Source organism: Massilia sp. KIM (genome assembly GCF_002007115.1).
GTDB lineage: Bacteria > Pseudomonadota > Gammaproteobacteria > Burkholderiales > Burkholderiaceae_D > Telluria.
On record NZ_MVAD01000001.1, the window covers coordinates 2,236,727 to 2,250,988 of the forward strand.

Annotated in this window: 19 protein-coding genes and 1 pseudogene; 10 read left to right on the plus strand and 10 right to left on the minus strand. The window is 66.0% G+C overall.

What is annotated here, in order from left to right; genetic code table 11:
- Positions 1–66: 66 nt before the first annotated feature.
- The 3 genes from B0920_RS09715 to B0920_RS09725 form a co-directional block, all read right to left on the minus strand.
- A complete protein-coding gene (locus tag B0920_RS09715) occupies positions 67–1,365 on the minus strand; it encodes an AI-2E family transporter (protein WP_078032303.1) in 1,299 nt (432 codons plus the stop codon).
- 48 nt (positions 1,366–1,413) lie between these two features.
- Positions 1,414–1,734, minus strand: a complete 321-nt coding sequence (locus B0920_RS09720) for a BON domain-containing protein (RefSeq protein WP_078032304.1) — start codon at positions 1,732–1,734, stop codon at positions 1,414–1,416.
- Positions 1,735–1,815: 81 nt separating this feature from the next.
- Complete coding sequence (locus B0920_RS09725) at positions 1,816–2,367, minus strand: hypothetical protein (protein WP_179119134.1); 552 nt, start codon at positions 2,365–2,367, stop codon at positions 1,816–1,818.
- Positions 2,368–2,572: 205 nt separating this feature from the next.
- Between B0920_RS09725 and B0920_RS09730 the strand changes: the two genes are divergently transcribed.
- From B0920_RS09730 to B0920_RS09740, 3 genes are read left to right on the plus strand one after another with little or no spacing between them, the layout of a single operon-like run.
- Complete coding sequence (locus B0920_RS09730; RefSeq protein WP_078032305.1) at positions 2,573–3,049, plus strand: glycine zipper 2TM domain-containing protein; 477 nt, start codon at positions 2,573–2,575, stop codon at positions 3,047–3,049.
- Positions 3,050–3,073: 24 nt separating this feature from the next.
- Positions 3,074–3,226, plus strand: coding sequence for a DUF3309 family protein (locus tag B0920_RS09735; RefSeq protein ID WP_078032306.1), 153 nt, complete (start codon positions 3,074–3,076; stop codon positions 3,224–3,226).
- A gap of 34 nt (positions 3,227–3,260) precedes the next feature.
- Positions 3,261–3,638: a hypothetical protein gene (locus tag B0920_RS09740; RefSeq protein WP_078032307.1), complete on the plus strand. Its 378-nt coding sequence runs from the start codon at positions 3,261–3,263 to the stop codon at positions 3,636–3,638.
- 981 nt (positions 3,639–4,619) lie between these two features.
- Here the strand turns inward: B0920_RS09740 and B0920_RS09745 are convergent.
- The 6 genes and pseudogenes from B0920_RS09745 to B0920_RS09770 all read right to left on the minus strand — a co-directional run.
- Positions 4,620–5,006 (minus strand): hypothetical protein, encoded by a 387-nt coding sequence (locus B0920_RS09745; protein ID WP_078032308.1) that lies wholly within the window; start codon positions 5,004–5,006, stop codon positions 4,620–4,622.
- Between the two features lie 24 nt (positions 5,007–5,030).
- Complete coding sequence (locus B0920_RS09750) at positions 5,031–5,396, minus strand: phage holin family protein (protein WP_229455334.1); 366 nt, start codon at positions 5,394–5,396, stop codon at positions 5,031–5,033.
- A gap of 39 nt (positions 5,397–5,435) precedes the next feature.
- Positions 5,436–5,792 (minus strand): YqjD family protein, encoded by a 357-nt coding sequence (locus tag B0920_RS09755; RefSeq protein ID WP_078032310.1) that lies wholly within the window; start codon positions 5,790–5,792, stop codon positions 5,436–5,438.
- A 52-nt stretch (positions 5,793–5,844) separates the two neighbouring features.
- The gene (locus tag B0920_RS09760; RefSeq protein ID WP_078032311.1) at positions 5,845–6,378 is read right to left on the minus strand and encodes a bacterioferritin; all 534 of its coding nucleotides are present in this window, start codon (positions 6,376–6,378) and stop codon (positions 5,845–5,847) included.
- Positions 6,379–6,405: 27 nt separating this feature from the next.
- The gene (locus B0920_RS09765) at positions 6,406–7,329 is read right to left on the minus strand and encodes an OmpA family protein (protein WP_078032312.1); all 924 of its coding nucleotides are present in this window, start codon (positions 7,327–7,329) and stop codon (positions 6,406–6,408) included.
- Between the two features lie 149 nt (positions 7,330–7,478).
- A pseudogene (locus tag B0920_RS09770) lies at positions 7,479–7,859 on the minus strand (DUF4398 domain-containing protein); the annotation flags it as partial.
- A 178-nt stretch (positions 7,860–8,037) separates the two neighbouring features.
- On the opposite strand from B0920_RS09770, the gene B0920_RS09775 reads away from it, so the two are divergent.
- From B0920_RS09775 to B0920_RS09785, 3 genes are all read left to right on the plus strand, one after another.
- Complete coding sequence (locus B0920_RS09775) at positions 8,038–10,101, plus strand: AsmA family protein (RefSeq protein WP_078032313.1); 2,064 nt, start codon at positions 8,038–8,040, stop codon at positions 10,099–10,101.
- Positions 10,102–10,257: 156 nt separating this feature from the next.
- Entirely contained in the window at positions 10,258–10,530 is a 273-nt protein-coding gene (locus B0920_RS09780) for a BON domain-containing protein (protein ID WP_229455583.1), read from the plus strand.
- A 22-nt stretch (positions 10,531–10,552) separates the two neighbouring features.
- Entirely contained in the window at positions 10,553–10,777 is a 225-nt protein-coding gene (locus tag B0920_RS09785) for a glycine zipper 2TM domain-containing protein (RefSeq protein WP_078032315.1), read from the plus strand.
- 248 nt (positions 10,778–11,025) lie between these two features.
- Here B0920_RS09785 and B0920_RS09790 read toward each other — a convergent pair whose 3' ends face one another.
- Positions 11,026–11,754, minus strand: coding sequence for a Crp/Fnr family transcriptional regulator (locus B0920_RS09790; RefSeq protein ID WP_229455584.1), 729 nt, complete (start codon positions 11,752–11,754; stop codon positions 11,026–11,028).
- 208 nt (positions 11,755–11,962) lie between these two features.
- On the opposite strand from B0920_RS09790, the gene B0920_RS09795 reads away from it, so the two are divergent.
- The 4 genes from B0920_RS09795 (at position 11,963) to B0920_RS09805 (ending at position 14,093) form a co-directional block, all read left to right on the plus strand.
- Positions 11,963–12,688 (plus strand): glycine zipper 2TM domain-containing protein, encoded by a 726-nt coding sequence (locus tag B0920_RS09795; RefSeq protein ID WP_078032317.1) that lies wholly within the window; start codon positions 11,963–11,965, stop codon positions 12,686–12,688.
- Between the two features lie 169 nt (positions 12,689–12,857).
- A complete protein-coding gene (locus tag B0920_RS09800) occupies positions 12,858–13,082 on the plus strand; it encodes a hypothetical protein (RefSeq protein ID WP_078032318.1) in 225 nt (74 codons plus the stop codon).
- A gap of 82 nt (positions 13,083–13,164) precedes the next feature.
- On the plus strand, positions 13,165–13,311 hold the full coding sequence (locus B0920_RS25535) for a lmo0937 family membrane protein (protein ID WP_020652694.1): 147 nt from the start codon (positions 13,165–13,167) through the stop codon (positions 13,309–13,311).
- Between the two features lie 113 nt (positions 13,312–13,424).
- The gene (locus tag B0920_RS09805; protein ID WP_179119135.1) at positions 13,425–14,093 is read left to right on the plus strand and encodes an OmpA family protein; all 669 of its coding nucleotides are present in this window, start codon (positions 13,425–13,427) and stop codon (positions 14,091–14,093) included.
- The last annotated feature ends 169 nt before the right edge of the window (positions 14,094–14,262 follow it).

Consider the following 14,262-nt stretch of genomic DNA (forward strand, 5'->3'; position numbering starts at 1 on the left):
GCAAGTCACCGTCAGACCGTCGTTGCCGCCGCCGGCGGCGACGGCGCATCGACGCAGCGCAGCCCGCTACTCTCCCAGCAGCTCCGCCACCACTTCCATCCCCTCCACGCGCTCGGCCACGACCTTGAGCACCATCACCACCGGCACACCGAGCAACAAGCCCCACACGCCCCACAGCCATCCCCAGAACAGCAGACTGACGAACACCGCCGCCGGATTCATGCGCGCGATCTTGCCCGTCATCCAGGTGGCGACCACCATGCCGACCAGGGTCGCGATGCCCATCGAGGCGCCCGCCACCAGGATCACCATGCGCAGCGACTCGAACTGCAGGAAGGCCACCATGCCGGTTGCCGCCGTGATCAGGAGCGGACCGAAGTAAGGCATCAGGTGGGCCACCCCGGAAAACGCCGCCCAGGCGCCGGCGTTCTCCAGGCCGATCGCGCGCAGCGCGGCCCACATCAGCAGGGCCAGCAACACATTGGTCACCAGCAGCATGAACATGTAGTTCTGGATCGAGGTGTTGATGTCGTCAAGAATATGCACCGTGACCTTCTTGCGCGTCAGCGAAGGCCCGGTGAGCTTGACCAGCTTGCGCTTGAAGGTGTCCCCCGCCAGCAGCAGGAAGAACACCAGGAACACCACCATCGTGGTCTGGGTCAGGAAGGTCGCGAGGCTCATCGAGCCGGCCAGCACCCAGTCCATCACGCGGATGCTGGTGCCGGCCGCGGCCGCGGGCGGCAGCGGGTTCTGGCGGCGCTGGGCGCGCTTGTTGTCGGAACCGACGTTGTTGGCGGCGCGCTCGATTTCGGCGGCCGCCGCCTGCACCTGCTGGATGGTCGAGCGCTGTCCGCCCTGGTTGTTGGTGAGGATGCGCGTGACCTTGTGGGTGAGGGTCGGCAGTTCGTCGATGATGTTGAAGAATTCGTCCTGCAGGCGGTACAGGGTACCGGCCATCAGGGCCACGATCACGGCCGTCACCAGGGTGGCGCCGACCACGCGCTTGACGTGGATGCGCTCGAGCCAGCGCACGACCGGATTCAGGGTGTAAGCGATGAGGATGCCGAGCAGCAGCGGCACGAAGAATTTCTGCGCCCATTGCAGGGCGAATACGAAGGCGATGGTCGCCAGGATGCCGAGCGCCATGCCACGCGCGTTGACGTGGACCGGCAGGCGCAGGCTGCCGATGTGCAGCGCCATGTCCTCGTCGGCATGGGCGGCGCCATCGGCAGCGACGCCCGGCGCAGCGCCGGGCTGAAGCGGGTCTTCACTGGCCGGCGACGCATCGGCGCCGGACGCTCCCGGGGCGGATTGCTCAGGCGGGTTGGCCGGCACGGAGGCCGGATCGGATTGTGCTAGCTGCATGGTCAAAACGCCTGAACAATGAAACCGGGCCGCCCCGGCGATCCGCTATTATTTCACACGGATGTCGTTCTTCACCGAGGTCACGCCTTTCACGCCACGCGCGATCTCGACGGCGCGCTGGGCATCCTGCGGCTGGGCCACGAAGCCCGACAGTTGGACGTCGCCCTTGTAGGTCTCGACGTTGACTTCGGTCGCCTTCACGTTCGGGTCGGCGGCCAGGGCTGCCTTGACCTTGGTGGTGATCACGGCGTCGTCCACGTATTCGCCGGCGGTCTTGGTGGTCGGATCCGACGAGGAAGCGCAGCCGACGGCGGTGATGGCGACAGCGGCGGTGAAAGCGGCGGTGATGAGGCGTTGTGCGATTTTCATGATGGCTCCTTGTTAGTGGTCATTGATACAGCTTGCCCTGCGGGGCGGTGATGCAGTGCCGGCATACCGGCCTGCGGGGTTTCATTTACCGTATGCGGCCTTTGCAGTGGTCACGCACTGGTCCTTCGCGGCGCCGGCGAAGGCGTCGCATTTCTCGAGCGCCACGCGATACTCGGCGGCGATCTTGTCCTCGCGCGCATCGAGGCGCGCTTCCATGGTCTTGCGGTCGGCCTTGGCGTCGGCCTGGGCGGCGACCAGCACCGCCTTGGCCTGCTCCATGCAGACGTCCTTGTCGTTGCCGGTCAGGGCCGCGCAGCGCACCTTGTCGCGGTCGTAATTGGCCGAGGCGATGCGCATCCGCGCCTGGGTGTAAGCCGCGAGGGTGTTCTTGTAGGCCGCGTTCGCTTCCTCCTCGACGCGCACCCGTGCCGCGCGCGCTTCGGCCACGCACAGGTCGTGCGGATTGCCGGCGATCAGGTTGCATTTGGCGCGCGCCGCCTTGTAGTTCGCTTCGGCCGCTTCGCGTGCCTGGTTATAGGCTGTTTTCGCATCGGGGACCGGCTGCTGGGCGCGGGCATGCGCGGCCCAGGTCAGCGCGGCGCCGAGCAGTAGCACCGCATGGGAGGTTTTCATTTTTTTCTTCTCCATTTGTCAACACGCTCATGCTCTTTTTACACGCCGTGGAGCGTGTCTTCTGTTCGGTGCCGAACACATCTACCTTCGGACAACACTCTTCAGTAGCGAACTCAGCCATCACAAAAGGTGGGTGCGTCATCGCACAGACCCTCGGCCCAGCCGTGCCTATTCTGGAAGCACTATTTTTTGTCAGGAGAACAACATGAAAGCAACCCGTACTCTTGCCGCCATGGCGGTGGCTACCGGCGCCCTTCTCACTGGCTGCGCAAGCAACAGCTCCCAGCCCTACGACAGCGGCTACGGCTACAACAACAACGCCGGTTACAACAATTCGGCCAACATGGGCTATGGCACGATCGAGTCGATCCAGGTGGCCCAGGCCAATGGCGGCCGCACCAGCGGCGCTGGCGCGATCCTCGGCGGCGTGGTGGGTGCGCTGGCAGGCAACCAGGTGGGCAGCGGCAGCGGCCGTACCGCCGCCACGGTGGCCGGCGGCGTGGCCGGCGCGGCGATCGGCAACAAGGTCGAGTCGAACCGCAATGCGACCGGCCAGGAGCTGTACCAGATCAACGTACGCATGGATAACGGCGAATACCGCACCGTGACCCAGGACAGCGTCTACGACCTGCGCGTTGGTAACCGCGTGCGCATCGTCGACGGCCGGGTTTACCGCTATTGATTCGTCGTGGCTGGATGAGCAGCGATGGGCGCGCTCCTGCTCGTCATCCTGCTGGTGGCCCTGGTCGGCAGCATGCCGACCTGGAGCCACAGCCGCAGCTGGGGCTATGGCCCGGTGGGCGTGAGCGGCTTCCTGGTGCTGGTGTTGGTGGTGCTCTTGCTGACCGGATGGCTGTAGCGCGGCGCGCCCTGTCATACCGGTAGGAGGCGATATGGGACAGCATTCTTTCCTGCGGCGCGCGGCGCTGGCGGGATGCATTGGCATGGCCGCGCTCGCGGCGCATGCCCAGGACACCGAGCAGGCGACAACGCCGACACGGACCACCGATGCGGTGGTCGAACCGGCCGCCGCCAGCAAGCAGGCGCGCGAGATCGCGCAAGGCGATCCGGCGCGCTGGTACCGCGAGGACGCGACCCGGCAAGCGCGCATGCGCACCTTGCAGAAGGAGATCGGGGCGGCGTTCCAGGAAGCGCAGAACGCCTGCAAGAAGCGCCCGGCGGCGGAGCGCAGCGCCTGCATGAAGGAGGCGCGGGCGACCTGGCAACAGGATATGGCGCAGGCGCGGGCACAGGTGGACGGCGAGCAGTAAGAGCTGGTTCCGCCCTCTCGCCGGCCTCCCCTGCCCTTCGGTCTCCCAGTTAGCCGAAAAACCGTCGCACCGGCGCAGGCCGGTGCCCAAGTTTGCCCGCATCACGCAGACGCAGTACAGCAAATGAACAGCGAGCAGTGAGGACAGGCTCCGCCCTCTCTTCCGGCACCGATCCGATCGATTTCTCAGTTAACCGAAAAACCGTCGCACCGGCGCAGGCCGGTGCCCAAGTTCGCGCGCATCACGCAGACGCAGTAAGGGACGGCGAAGCAAGCAGTGAGGGCGGGCTCCGCCCTCTCTTCGGGCGCCGATCCGATCGTTTTCTCAGCTAACCGAAAAACCGTCGCACCGGCGCAGGCCGGTGCCCAAGTTTGCGTGCATCACAGAGAACGTAGACCTTGGGCACCGGCCTGCGCCGGTGCGACGTGCGAAAGGCGCGGGACTCGCGTGTGGACGGATTGGAAGACAGCTTCCGCTCCGGCCTCGGCCCTGCCACGAAAAAGTATAGGTTCACGGCGTCGCATGGAAACTTGGGCACCGGCCTGCGCCGGTGCGACGTGCGAGAGGCGCGGGACTGGCGTGTGGAGACCGTGGCCAGCAGATTCCGGCCGGGCCCTGGCCCTGGCCCTGGCCCTCGTCCTCGCCCTCGCCCTCGCCCTCGCGCGAAAAGGTATGTGTTCTGAGTGTTGCATGCGAACTCGGGCACCGGCCTGCGCCGGTGCGACGTGCTGGGGGTGCTGGACTTGCGTGTGGTTGCGTCGAGCTGCCATATCTAACGTGGCCCAAGCATATCTATCCTCGACAGGCACGTCTAACCTGCCCCGCAGGTCCAAGCTCCCGCGGGCACATCTTCCTTGGCCACGGCACAAAAAAAGACGGCGTCCAATCCCCGATTGAGACGCCGCTCAAGCCCCACCATATTCGAAGCTTTTCGTTCTTCTCGTGCGCCGCCGGGACCAGCCCGGACGATACGCTCGCCGCTTACTGCGGCAGCTGTTGCTGTGCTTTCCTGCGGTTCAGGTACCAGCCCATCGCACCGAGGGCCAGCACCGCACCAGCGGCCGGTTTCCCGAGCCGCTTCTGGCGCACGAAGTTCACCAGCGCCAGCGCATACGGCATCAATACCGACACGTTGGTGCCCGTCGGCTTGAGCAGGGCATCCGCCCTCGCCCGCAGCGCCCAAGTGGCGTGGTCGATCGTCGAGTGCAGGATGACCTCGGGCCGGGCCGCGTGCCGGATGTGCGCCTTGGCATGGGCGACGCTGGTGCGGAAGTATTCTCCCTCACGCAGCAGCTCTTGCTTGCGGGCAGCCGGATCCAGGCTGTGCTTGTGACCGGCCAAACCGGTCGTTCCGTCATGATTGTGCATGATTCCTCCCCATCGTGTCGCCGCTTAGAGCAGCATGTCGCGGTCGTTCTTCAGTTCCTTCATCGTCGCCGGGAAAGCCAGCTTGTTCTGCTTGAGCAGGGCCAGTCCCTTCGCCACCAGCACCGCGGTGATGAGCACGAACACGACGAACAGAATCAGGAGGATCTTCCAGCCCATCGCGTCCCAGGCAAGGGCCACGATCATGGCGGTGCCGTAGGCAACGGCGAACCACACGGCCAGCACGGCCACCGCGAACACGGCGACCAGTTCGAGCACGTGGTTACGCACCTCGGACAGCTCAAGGGCAGCCAGTTCGACCCGCGAGACGAGCAGGCCGAACAGACTCTTGCCCAGGCTGGAGATCCCGCCGAACAGGCCGGGGTTGTGCACTACGGTATCGTTTTTATCCACGGCAGCCCCCGGCTCGGATTATTGGTGGTCGGAGTTTCGGCTCAGCAGCACGCCGAGCAGGATGCCGATGCCGGCGGCGACCGCCATCGTACGCCAGGGGTTGTCCCTCACGTAGACATCGGCCGTATGCGCCAGTTCCTTGCTTTTCTCCATGGCCTGGCCCTGCACGTAGCTGGCCTTGCCCAGCGCGCGGTCGAGCATTTCCATGCCGCGGTTGCGCAGCTCCTCGGCCTTTTCGCCGGTCAGGTTGGCCGCCGCCGTCAGCATCGACTGGGCGTCGCGCACCAGGGCCTTCATGTCGGACTGGGTGGCATAGGTGGCGCCGCTGATCGGGTGCACGCTGCCGTTGCTGGACGAGCGATAGGTGTCTTGCATGATCTACTCCTTTGCGTTGTGGTGTCTCTGGTTAAGCTGGCGCGGCGCTGTCTCAGGCCAACAGGTCGCGCATGTCGTCGGCATGCTCCTCTTCCACCGCCATGATCTCGGTCAGCATCCGGGTGGTGGTCGGGTCCTTGTCGCCTATGGCGACGATCATTTGCCGATACGATTCGATGGCCACGCGCTCGGCGATCAGGTCGGCGCGGATCATCGCCTGCACGTCCTCGGAGTCGTCGTACTCGGCGTGGCTGCGCGCCGTCAGCGTGGCCGGGTTGAAGTTCGGCGAGCCGTTCAACTGCACGATGCGCTCGGCGATGCGGTCGGCGTGGTCCTGCTCCTGCTGGGCATGCTCGAGGAACTCGGCCTTGATGGGGCCGATGTTCGGACCGCTCGCCGTGTAGTAATGCCGTTTGTAGCGCAGCACGCACAGCAGCTCGGTGGCCAGCGCGTCGTTGAGCATCGCGATGACCGCTTCGCGGTCGGCCTGGTAGCCCTCGGTCACTGCGCCTTCGTCGAGGTTGGCCGCGGCGCGGCGGATCGCCGCGATGTCGAAGCCATGCGCCAGGTTGGTCTTGTCTTCCATGGTCTTTCCTTATGCGTTGACGCCGGCTCAGCGGCCTGCCGTGCGCGGCGGGATCTGCGCTCCTTCGTTGGACAGCACGATCTCGACCCGACGATTGAGCTGGCGGTTGCCGGCCGAATCGTTGGGCGCCACCGGGAAGGCCTCGCCGTAGGCGCGCATGGCGATCCGGTCGCGCGGCACGCCGAGCTGGCCGAGCGCCGAGGCCACCGCGTTCGCGCGCCGCTGCGACAGCTCCTGGTTGTAGGTGGAGCTGCCGGTGCTGTCCGTAAATCCTTCGACCAGCACGGTACGGTTCGGGTTCTGCGCCATGATGTCGGCCAGCTTGCGCAGGGTCGACATGCCGTTCGGCGTGAGGCTGGCCTTGTCGGTCGCGAACAGCACGTCGCCGATCGTCACCACATAGCCGCGCTCGGTCTTGACCGCCTGCAGGTCGACCAGCAGGGCTTCGAGCTGGGCAGCGCGCTGGGCCAGGGCCGCGTTCTGCTGCTGGGCGGCGTTTGCCTGGGCCTGGGCCTGGGCGGCCTGGGCCTGCGCCGCCTGGGCCTGGGCCTGGGCCGCCTCGGCTTCGCGCTTGGCGCGATCGGCTTCGGCCGTACGCGCCTCGAGGCGCACCTGGTCGCGTTCGCGCGAGGCGTTGGCGATGTCGGCCTCGGCGGCCTTGGCCTTGGCCACTTCCTGGGCGGTCGCGATCTTCTGCTTGGCCACGTAGGCCAGGCGGTCGATGTCGTTCAGGCTCTCGCGCCGGGCGGCGGCCTGGTTGGCCTGGTCGAGCGCGTCGCTGGCCTGCTTGAATTCCATCGGCGCATAGGTCGCCACCGAGGGGTTGTTGTTGGCGCTGACGAAGTCGGCGCGCGCCTGGTCCAGCGTCGGGGTGGTCACCGGGGTGCTGGCGCAGGCGGCCGCCAGGATGGCGGCGGCCAGCATCGAGATGACGGGCTTGCGGTTGTTCATGTTCTGGTCCTCTTCTTGTTAGGCGCCTCGCGGCGCGGACTCATGCTTGCAAGGGCTTACTGCTGGGTGGTCGGCGTCGTGGTCGGCGTCGTGGTCGTGGTGGTCGCGGCGCCGGACTCGGTGGTGCCCGACTGCGAAGCGCCCATGTTGTTGACGCGGTCGACCTCTTCGCGCAGCACGCGCAGGTCTTCGTTCAACTGGTTCGAGGCGGTGGTCGCCTTGGCCGAGTTGGCCTTGCTCTGGGCCAGCTTGGCGTCGGCCTGGGCCTGGATCGCCAGCTCGCGCGCCAGCTTGTAGTCCTTGGCGGCCAGGGCCTGGTTGGCGCGCAGCATCTTCTCGCGCGCGGCGGTGATCTCGGCCGGCGCCAGCTCGGCCGCACCGGCCGATACGGCATTCTCGACAGCGTTGCGCGACACCGCCACGTCGGCGGTCGCCGGCGCCTTCTGGGGGCTGGCGCAGGCCGTCAAGGCCAGCACGGCGCAGGCGCAGGCCAGGCGTGCCAGGTGGGTCGTCGGGACGTTCTTGTTCATTGCAGTCTCCTGGTGACGATAGTGATGGAGACAGTTATAAACCTGTTATCAGCCCAGATCGGTTCGCTGGCGCACATTGATTCGGATCAGGAAGATCTGCGTGCGGCACCGCACATCAGCAGACACCGCCTTGCGCTACGCTCGGGCCAAGAATTCACTCTTCCGAAAAAGGTCCGCTATGGCCGAGTCGTCCACGCCAGCGGCCAGGGCAAGCAAGCCCGGCCACAAGAAAAAGATCCTGTTCAGCTTGCTCGGCATCCTGGTGGCGCTGCCGGTCATCGCCGTCATCCTGATCGCCACCTTCGACTGGAACCGCGCGCGCCCCTGGATCAACGCCAAGGTCAGCGACGCCATCGACCGCCCCTTCGCGATCCGCGGCGACCTCGAGGTGGAGTGGGAACGGCCCGCCAAGCGCATGGCGCCGGCCGCGCGCACCTGGCGCGACCACATTCCCTGGCCCTACCTGTACGCCAACGACGTCTACGTCGGCAATCCGGCCGGCATGCCGGTGCGCGACATGGCGAACGTGCGCCGCTTTTCGTTTTCCGTGAATCCCTTCGCCCTGCTCGATCGCACCATCAATATCCCCCTGCTGAGCTTCGACGGGCCGCGCGTGGACCTGCTGCGCACCGACGCCACCCACAACAACTGGACCTTCAAGCGCAACCAGGAAGAATCGCGCTGGAAGCTCGACCTCGAACGCGTGGTGCTGACCGACGGCGTGGTCCACATCAAGGACGCGGTCACGAAGGCCGACGTCACCGCCCAGGTGCGCACGCTGGAGCGCGACCCGACCTATGGCGTGGGCTTCACCCTCACCGGCACCTACAACGGCGCGCCGGTGCGTGGCGGCGGCAAGGCCGGCGCGGTGCTCTCGCTCAAGCAGCAGGGCGAGCCCTATCCGGTCCAGGCCGAGGCGCGCTCGGGCCGCACCCGCATCGCGCTCGAAGGCACGGTGACCCGGCCCGCGCAGCTGGCGGCGGTCGACCTCAAGCTGGAGCTGGCCGGCGCCAGCATGGACCAGCTGTACAACTTCACCGGCATCCTGTTGCCGACCACCGGCCCGTTCTCGACCTCGGGACGCCTGACCGGCAGCCTGGGCGAGAAGTCGAGCCGCTGGGTCTACGACGACTTCAAAGGCAAGGTCGGCGCGAGCGACATCGGTGGCCGCCTCGAGTTCGTCACCGGCGGCAAGCGCCCCCGCCTGTCGGGCAATGTGCGTTCGCGCCAGCTGGTGTTCGCCGACCTGGCCCCGCTGATCGGCGCCGACTCCAACGCCGCCAAGAAGGAGCGTAACGCCGACACCATGCAGCCGAGCAACAAGGTGCTGCCGGTGGAGGAATTCAAGACCGAGCGCTGGACGGTGCTGGACGCCGACGTGCGCTTCGCAGCCGACCGCATCGTGCGCGACAAGGCGCTGCCGATCAGCAAGCTCAGCACCCACCTGATCATGCAGGACGGGGTGCTGCGCCTCGATCCGCTCGAATTCGGCATGGCGGGCGGCACGGTGCGCTCCAATATCCGCCTCGACGGCAGCGGGCGCGAGGGCAAGAACGCGATCAAGGCCACAGCCAAGGTCGCGGCCCGCAAGATCCAGATCAAGCAGCTCTTCCCCCAGATCGAGCAGATGCAGGCGACGGTTGGCCAGATCAACGGCGACGCCCAGCTTTCGGCGACCGGCAACTCGGTGGCCAGCCTGTTGGCAGCCTCGAACGGCGAACTCAAGACGGTGATCAACCAGGGCACGGTGAGCAAGATGCTGCTGGAAATGATGGGCCTTAACGTGGGCAACATCATCCTCACCAAGCTGTTCGGCGACAAGCAGGTGCAGCTCAATTGCATGGCGGCCGACTTCGCCGTCACCAATGGCATCGCGCGCACCCGCAGCTTCGTGGTCGATACCGAGGAAGCCATCATCACGGTCGAGGGCGCGATCAACCTGGCCGGCGAGCAAATGGACTTGCGCATCAACCCGCAGACCAAGGCCCTGCGCCTGTTCTCGCTGCGTTCGCCCCTGTACGTACGCGGTCCGTTCAAGAAACCCGACGTCTCGGTCGACAAGGGCGTGCTGGCCCTGAAGGCCGGCGGCGCGGCGGCCCTGGCCGCAGCTGCGGCGCCGGTGGCGGCCCTGCTGCCCCTGATCAACGCCGGGCCGGGCGAGGACAGCGATTGCGCCCGCCTGGTGGCCCAGGCCAAGCGCAAGCCGACCGCCCCGCCGCCGGGGCAGACCCAGCGTCGATGACAGCTCAGCAGGAAGTCACGGCATAGGTGTGTTGCCGAACAGATCGGTCTGCCGGGCGTGGTTATGCTGATAACAAGTCATCGAACATTGAAAGCTGGAATGAACGGAAGCCGCACCATCAAGCGCTACGGCGCTGCCACCGCCCTGCTGGCCTGCATGTCGCTGGGTGTCCTGGGAGGGTGCGCGTCGAACGATCCGCGGCGCAGCGTGGCCGAGAGCGTCGACGATGCGGCGATCACCGCCAAGGTGAAAGCGGCCCTGGTGGGCGATCCGGAATTGAAGGCGTCGGACATCAATGTCGAGACGGTCCAAGGCGTTGTCCAGCTGAGCGGCTTCGTGAGCTCGGCGGAGAGCGTGGCGACCGCAGCGACGGTCGCCCGTACCGTAAAAGGCGTGAAGTCGGTCAGGAATGACCTACGCTTGAAGTAGAACCCACCGAAAGGAGATCATCATGAAATCGATCAAGAAAATCATCGTCACCGCATCGCTAGCCACCGTTGCTCTGGGCCTGGCTGGTTGCTCGGGCATGTCGCAGCAGGACAAGAACACCGCGATCGGCGCGGGCGCAGGCGCGGTCATCGGCGGCGCACTGACCGGCGGCAGCGCGGCGGGCACCGTGGGTGGTGCAGCTGTGGGCGGCGTGATCGGCAATCAGGTGAACAAGAACACCAACTGAGCCGGTCAGCGCTAACGTCCCCGTAGTCGTTAGCTTCAATGCCGTCGTCCCCGCGCAGGCGGGGACCCAAGTTGCACGCGTTTCGACAACGCTAGCAGAACTTGGGTCCCCGCCTGCGCGGGGACGACGTTTCGAGGCTGCGGACTAGCGGAGAATATTTCTCAGCCGTAAAGCTGCGGACTTGCGAACGGTGTAGCTCAGCCGCAATTTTGTAAGCGGATGTAAACGGGCCGAGCGCCCCGAAGCGCTCACATGAAGCTCTGCACCGGCAAGGCCCCCGCCTCCCTCACGATTTCGTAGCAGGTGCACGCGGCCGCCGCCAGCCCCTCCGGATCGAGGATCTCGATATTCCCCCGGCTGTAATTGATCAGCCCCTGCTGCTGCAAGGCGCTGGCCGCCTTGGTCACTCCCACACGCCGCACCCCGAGCGCATGCGCCAGGAACTCGTGCGTCAGATGAAAACGGTCCGACTGCAACCGGTCGCGCGTCACCATCAGCGAGCGCGCCAGCCTCGCCTCGAGCACATGAAAACGGCTGCACACCGCGATCTGGATCGCCTGCGCCAGCAACTGGTCCGTATAACGATAAAGCACCCGCTGCAGCGAAGGATTGCGCGCCACCTCGGCGCGGAAGGCTGCGCTCGGCAGGCGGCTGGCGTGGCCGGCGCGCTGCACGATGGCGCGCACCTGGGTGCTGTCGTGGCCCAGGGCCACGGTGGCGCCGAGCATGCCTTCGCGCCCCACCTGCCCCACCTCCAGGGTCATGCGGCCCTCCGCCACACCCAGCAGCGACACCAGGCAATCGTGGGGAAAATAGATGTGATGGATCGGGTCGCCGGCTTCGCACAGCACTTCGCCCACCTCCACTTTGACGGTGTCGAGCAGGGGCAGCAACTGCGCCAGGTCCTGCGGTGGCAGGGCGGCGAGCAGCAGGTTGCTGTGGTGCTCCGCGGCCTGCGGAGGCACCGCGAAATTCAGCGCGTCCTCATGATGCGATTTCATGGTGTCCGTCGTTTGACAATGGATACATTTGCAAACAATTTAGGTCAGCGTAACCGCCTGCTCACGAGCGAGTATGTACGGTGACGCACGGAATAGCTTCTTGTTCCTAGAGACAATGTTTTCTCGAACAGACGCGCCGGGCTGTCGCAGGCACCGCCTCGCGAAACATCGGAAAGGACAAGACATGAACAACGCAAACACTTCCCCCTCCAGGGGCCGACACCACCCCCTGATGCTGCTGGCCGCAGCCGCCATCCTGCTGTTCTGCATGGTCGGCGTGGCCGCCATCATGGGCTGGGTTCCCTCTTCCATCGGCGGCAACGCAAACCGCCAACTCAGCGACGCCGACCGCGCCGCGCTGGCGGCCAGCATGCCGCAGGGCGCACCCCAGCCGGCAGCCGGCCTGGTCGCGCCGCCGCCTCCGGTCGCGCCCCAGGGCTACGTCCAGGCTCCTGCCCAGCCGGCCTACCCTGCCCAGCAGCTCGCCGCCGCGCCGGTGGCCGATCCCGAACCGGTCAGCAAGCCGGTCAAGAAGGACACCCAGGTGGCGTCCGCCGATAACGGCCGCGACTGGTGCTCGAACTGCGGCAACGTGGAATCGGTCCGCACCATCAAGCAGCGCGCCGAAGGGAGCGGTCTTGGTGCGGCCGGCGGCGCTGTGCTGGGTGGCCTGCTGGGCAACCAGGTCGGCGGCGGCAGCGGCCGCACCATCGCCACCGTCGCCGGCGCGGTCGGCGGCGCCGTGGTCGGTAACCAGGTCGAAGGCAATATCAAGGCCACCACCAGCTACGAGATCCGGGTGCGCCTCGATGACGGCACCCTGCGCACCTTCCGCCAGAGCAGCCCGCCGCAATGGCGCAGCGGCGACCGCGTGCGGATCGTGAAAGGACGCCTGCGCTCGGTCGCCTGACCCAGCTCGCATGGCTAGCAAACCGGCCGGGTGCGCGCAAGCGGCCCGGCCAAATTTTTTCTTATTGGCAATGTGCGGCAGCGCACGGAATAACCGCTGAGCTAACCCGACAATGGATTCACGCAGAGAAAGAACCGATGCGGAGATCAACCATCAAAAGGGGAAGCACATGAACAGCCTGGCGTGGATCGGTATCATCATCTGGGGAATCGTATTGACCGGCTTCGGCCTTTTATCGGCCGAGCCGCCGGCAGGCATGGGCAGCCCGGTGCAGGCGCATGACGTCGTGTTCCTGGTGACGGGCGGACTGCTGACCTGCCTGATCGGGGTGACGGGCCTGATGGGCCTGATGGGCTGGATTCCGGGCTTGCGCAAAGAGAAACATTGCGCATAATGTACGCCATCGAACGGTGGACGGCACAGCACGGCGGGATACTGGATCCACGGCGCAAATGCGCATGCTTCAGGAGACTATCATGCTGTACACCATTGCCGTCATTCTCATCGTTCTCTGGCTGCTGGGCCTGGTGACCTCGTACACCATCGGCGGCTTCATCCACATCCTGCTGGTGGTCGCGGTCATCATGATCCTGGTCCGCCTGATCAGCGGGCGCGGTATATAGTAATAATGTAAAGTTTTGTAAGAGCTGTCATCATCCAGCTGTACCGATCCGTTTTGCGGTCGTGTCTGGAAAGGCGCGACCATGAAACGGATTTTTTTATCAAGGAGAATAATATGCATTCCAAACTGACCAAATCGGCCATTGCAGCCACCATCGTGGTGCTCACCGCCACCGGCTGCGCCGAGATGTCCCCGACCCAGCGCGGCACCGCCACCGGCGCCGGCGTGGGGGCGGGCCTGGGTGCAATCATCGGCGCCACCACCAGCGGCGGCGGCAGCGGTCGCGCCACCCGCGGCGCGGTGATCGGCGGTGCGGCCGGCGCCGTGATCGGCAACATCTGGTCCAAGCGCATGGAAGCCCAGCGCCAGCAGATGGAACAGGCGACCCGCGGCACCGGCGTGCAGGTCAGCCAGACCTCCGACAACCGCCTGAAGCTGGAAATCCCGAGCGACATCTCGTTCGATACCGGCCGTTCCGACATCAAGTCGAACTTCCAGCCCATCCTGCAGCGCTTCGCCCAGACCCTGCAGGAAAACCCGGCCACCACCGTGACCATCATCGGTCACACCGACAGCACCGGCTCGGACGACATCAACCAGCCGCTGTCGGTCGACCGCGCCGCCCGCACCCGCGACTACCTGGCGGGCCGTGGCGTGAACCCGAACCGCATCACCATCGAAGGCCGCGGCTCGCGCGAGCCGATCGCCTCGAACACCGACAACTCGGGCCGCGCGCGCAACCGCCGCGTCGAGATCTACGTCGCCGAGCGCGCACAGGGTTGATGGCAGAACGCACGGGATCCCCGTTGTGAAGGCCGGCCTTCGCCATAATGCCGGTTAGTTAGCCGTAAAACCGTCGCCCCGGCGAAGGCCGGGGCCCAAGTTCTCGTGTGCAGACGCGCATGGAAAATTGGGTCCCGGCCTTCGCCGGGACGACGTGGAGGCGCTAACT

Coding starts and splice junctions, on each gene's coding strand:
- B0920_RS09715 (WP_078032303.1), bottom strand. CDS start 1,365: ATGCAGCTAGCACAATCCGATCCGGCCTCCGTGCCGGCCAACCCGCCT.
- B0920_RS09720 (WP_078032304.1), bottom strand. CDS start 1,734: ATGAAAATCGCACAACGCCTCATCACCGCCGCTTTCACCGCCGCTGTC.
- B0920_RS09725 (WP_179119134.1), bottom strand. CDS start 2,367: ATGAAAACCTCCCATGCGGTGCTACTGCTCGGCGCCGCGCTGACCTGG.
- B0920_RS09730 (WP_078032305.1), top strand. CDS start 2,573: ATGAAAGCAACCCGTACTCTTGCCGCCATGGCGGTGGCTACCGGCGCC.
- B0920_RS09735 (WP_078032306.1), top strand. CDS start 3,074: ATGGGCGCGCTCCTGCTCGTCATCCTGCTGGTGGCCCTGGTCGGCAGC.
- B0920_RS09740 (WP_078032307.1), top strand. CDS start 3,261: ATGGGACAGCATTCTTTCCTGCGGCGCGCGGCGCTGGCGGGATGCATT.
- B0920_RS09745 (WP_078032308.1), bottom strand. CDS start 5,006: ATGCACAATCATGACGGAACGACCGGTTTGGCCGGTCACAAGCACAGC.
- B0920_RS09755 (WP_078032310.1), bottom strand. CDS start 5,792: ATGCAAGACACCTATCGCTCGTCCAGCAACGGCAGCGTGCACCCGATC.
- B0920_RS09760 (WP_078032311.1), bottom strand. CDS start 6,378: ATGGAAGACAAGACCAACCTGGCGCATGGCTTCGACATCGCGGCGATC.
- B0920_RS09765 (WP_078032312.1), bottom strand. CDS start 7,329: ATGAACAACCGCAAGCCCGTCATCTCGATGCTGGCCGCCGCCATCCTG.
- B0920_RS09775 (WP_078032313.1), top strand. CDS start 8,038: ATGGCCGAGTCGTCCACGCCAGCGGCCAGGGCAAGCAAGCCCGGCCAC.
- B0920_RS09780 (WP_229455583.1), top strand. CDS start 10,258: ATGTCGCTGGGTGTCCTGGGAGGGTGCGCGTCGAACGATCCGCGGCGC.
- B0920_RS09785 (WP_078032315.1), top strand. CDS start 10,553: ATGAAATCGATCAAGAAAATCATCGTCACCGCATCGCTAGCCACCGTT.
- B0920_RS09795 (WP_078032317.1), top strand. CDS start 11,963: ATGAACAACGCAAACACTTCCCCCTCCAGGGGCCGACACCACCCCCTG.
- B0920_RS09800 (WP_078032318.1), top strand. CDS start 12,858: ATGAACAGCCTGGCGTGGATCGGTATCATCATCTGGGGAATCGTATTG.
- B0920_RS25535 (WP_020652694.1), top strand. CDS start 13,165: ATGCTGTACACCATTGCCGTCATTCTCATCGTTCTCTGGCTGCTGGGC.
- B0920_RS09805 (WP_179119135.1), top strand. CDS start 13,425: ATGCATTCCAAACTGACCAAATCGGCCATTGCAGCCACCATCGTGGTG.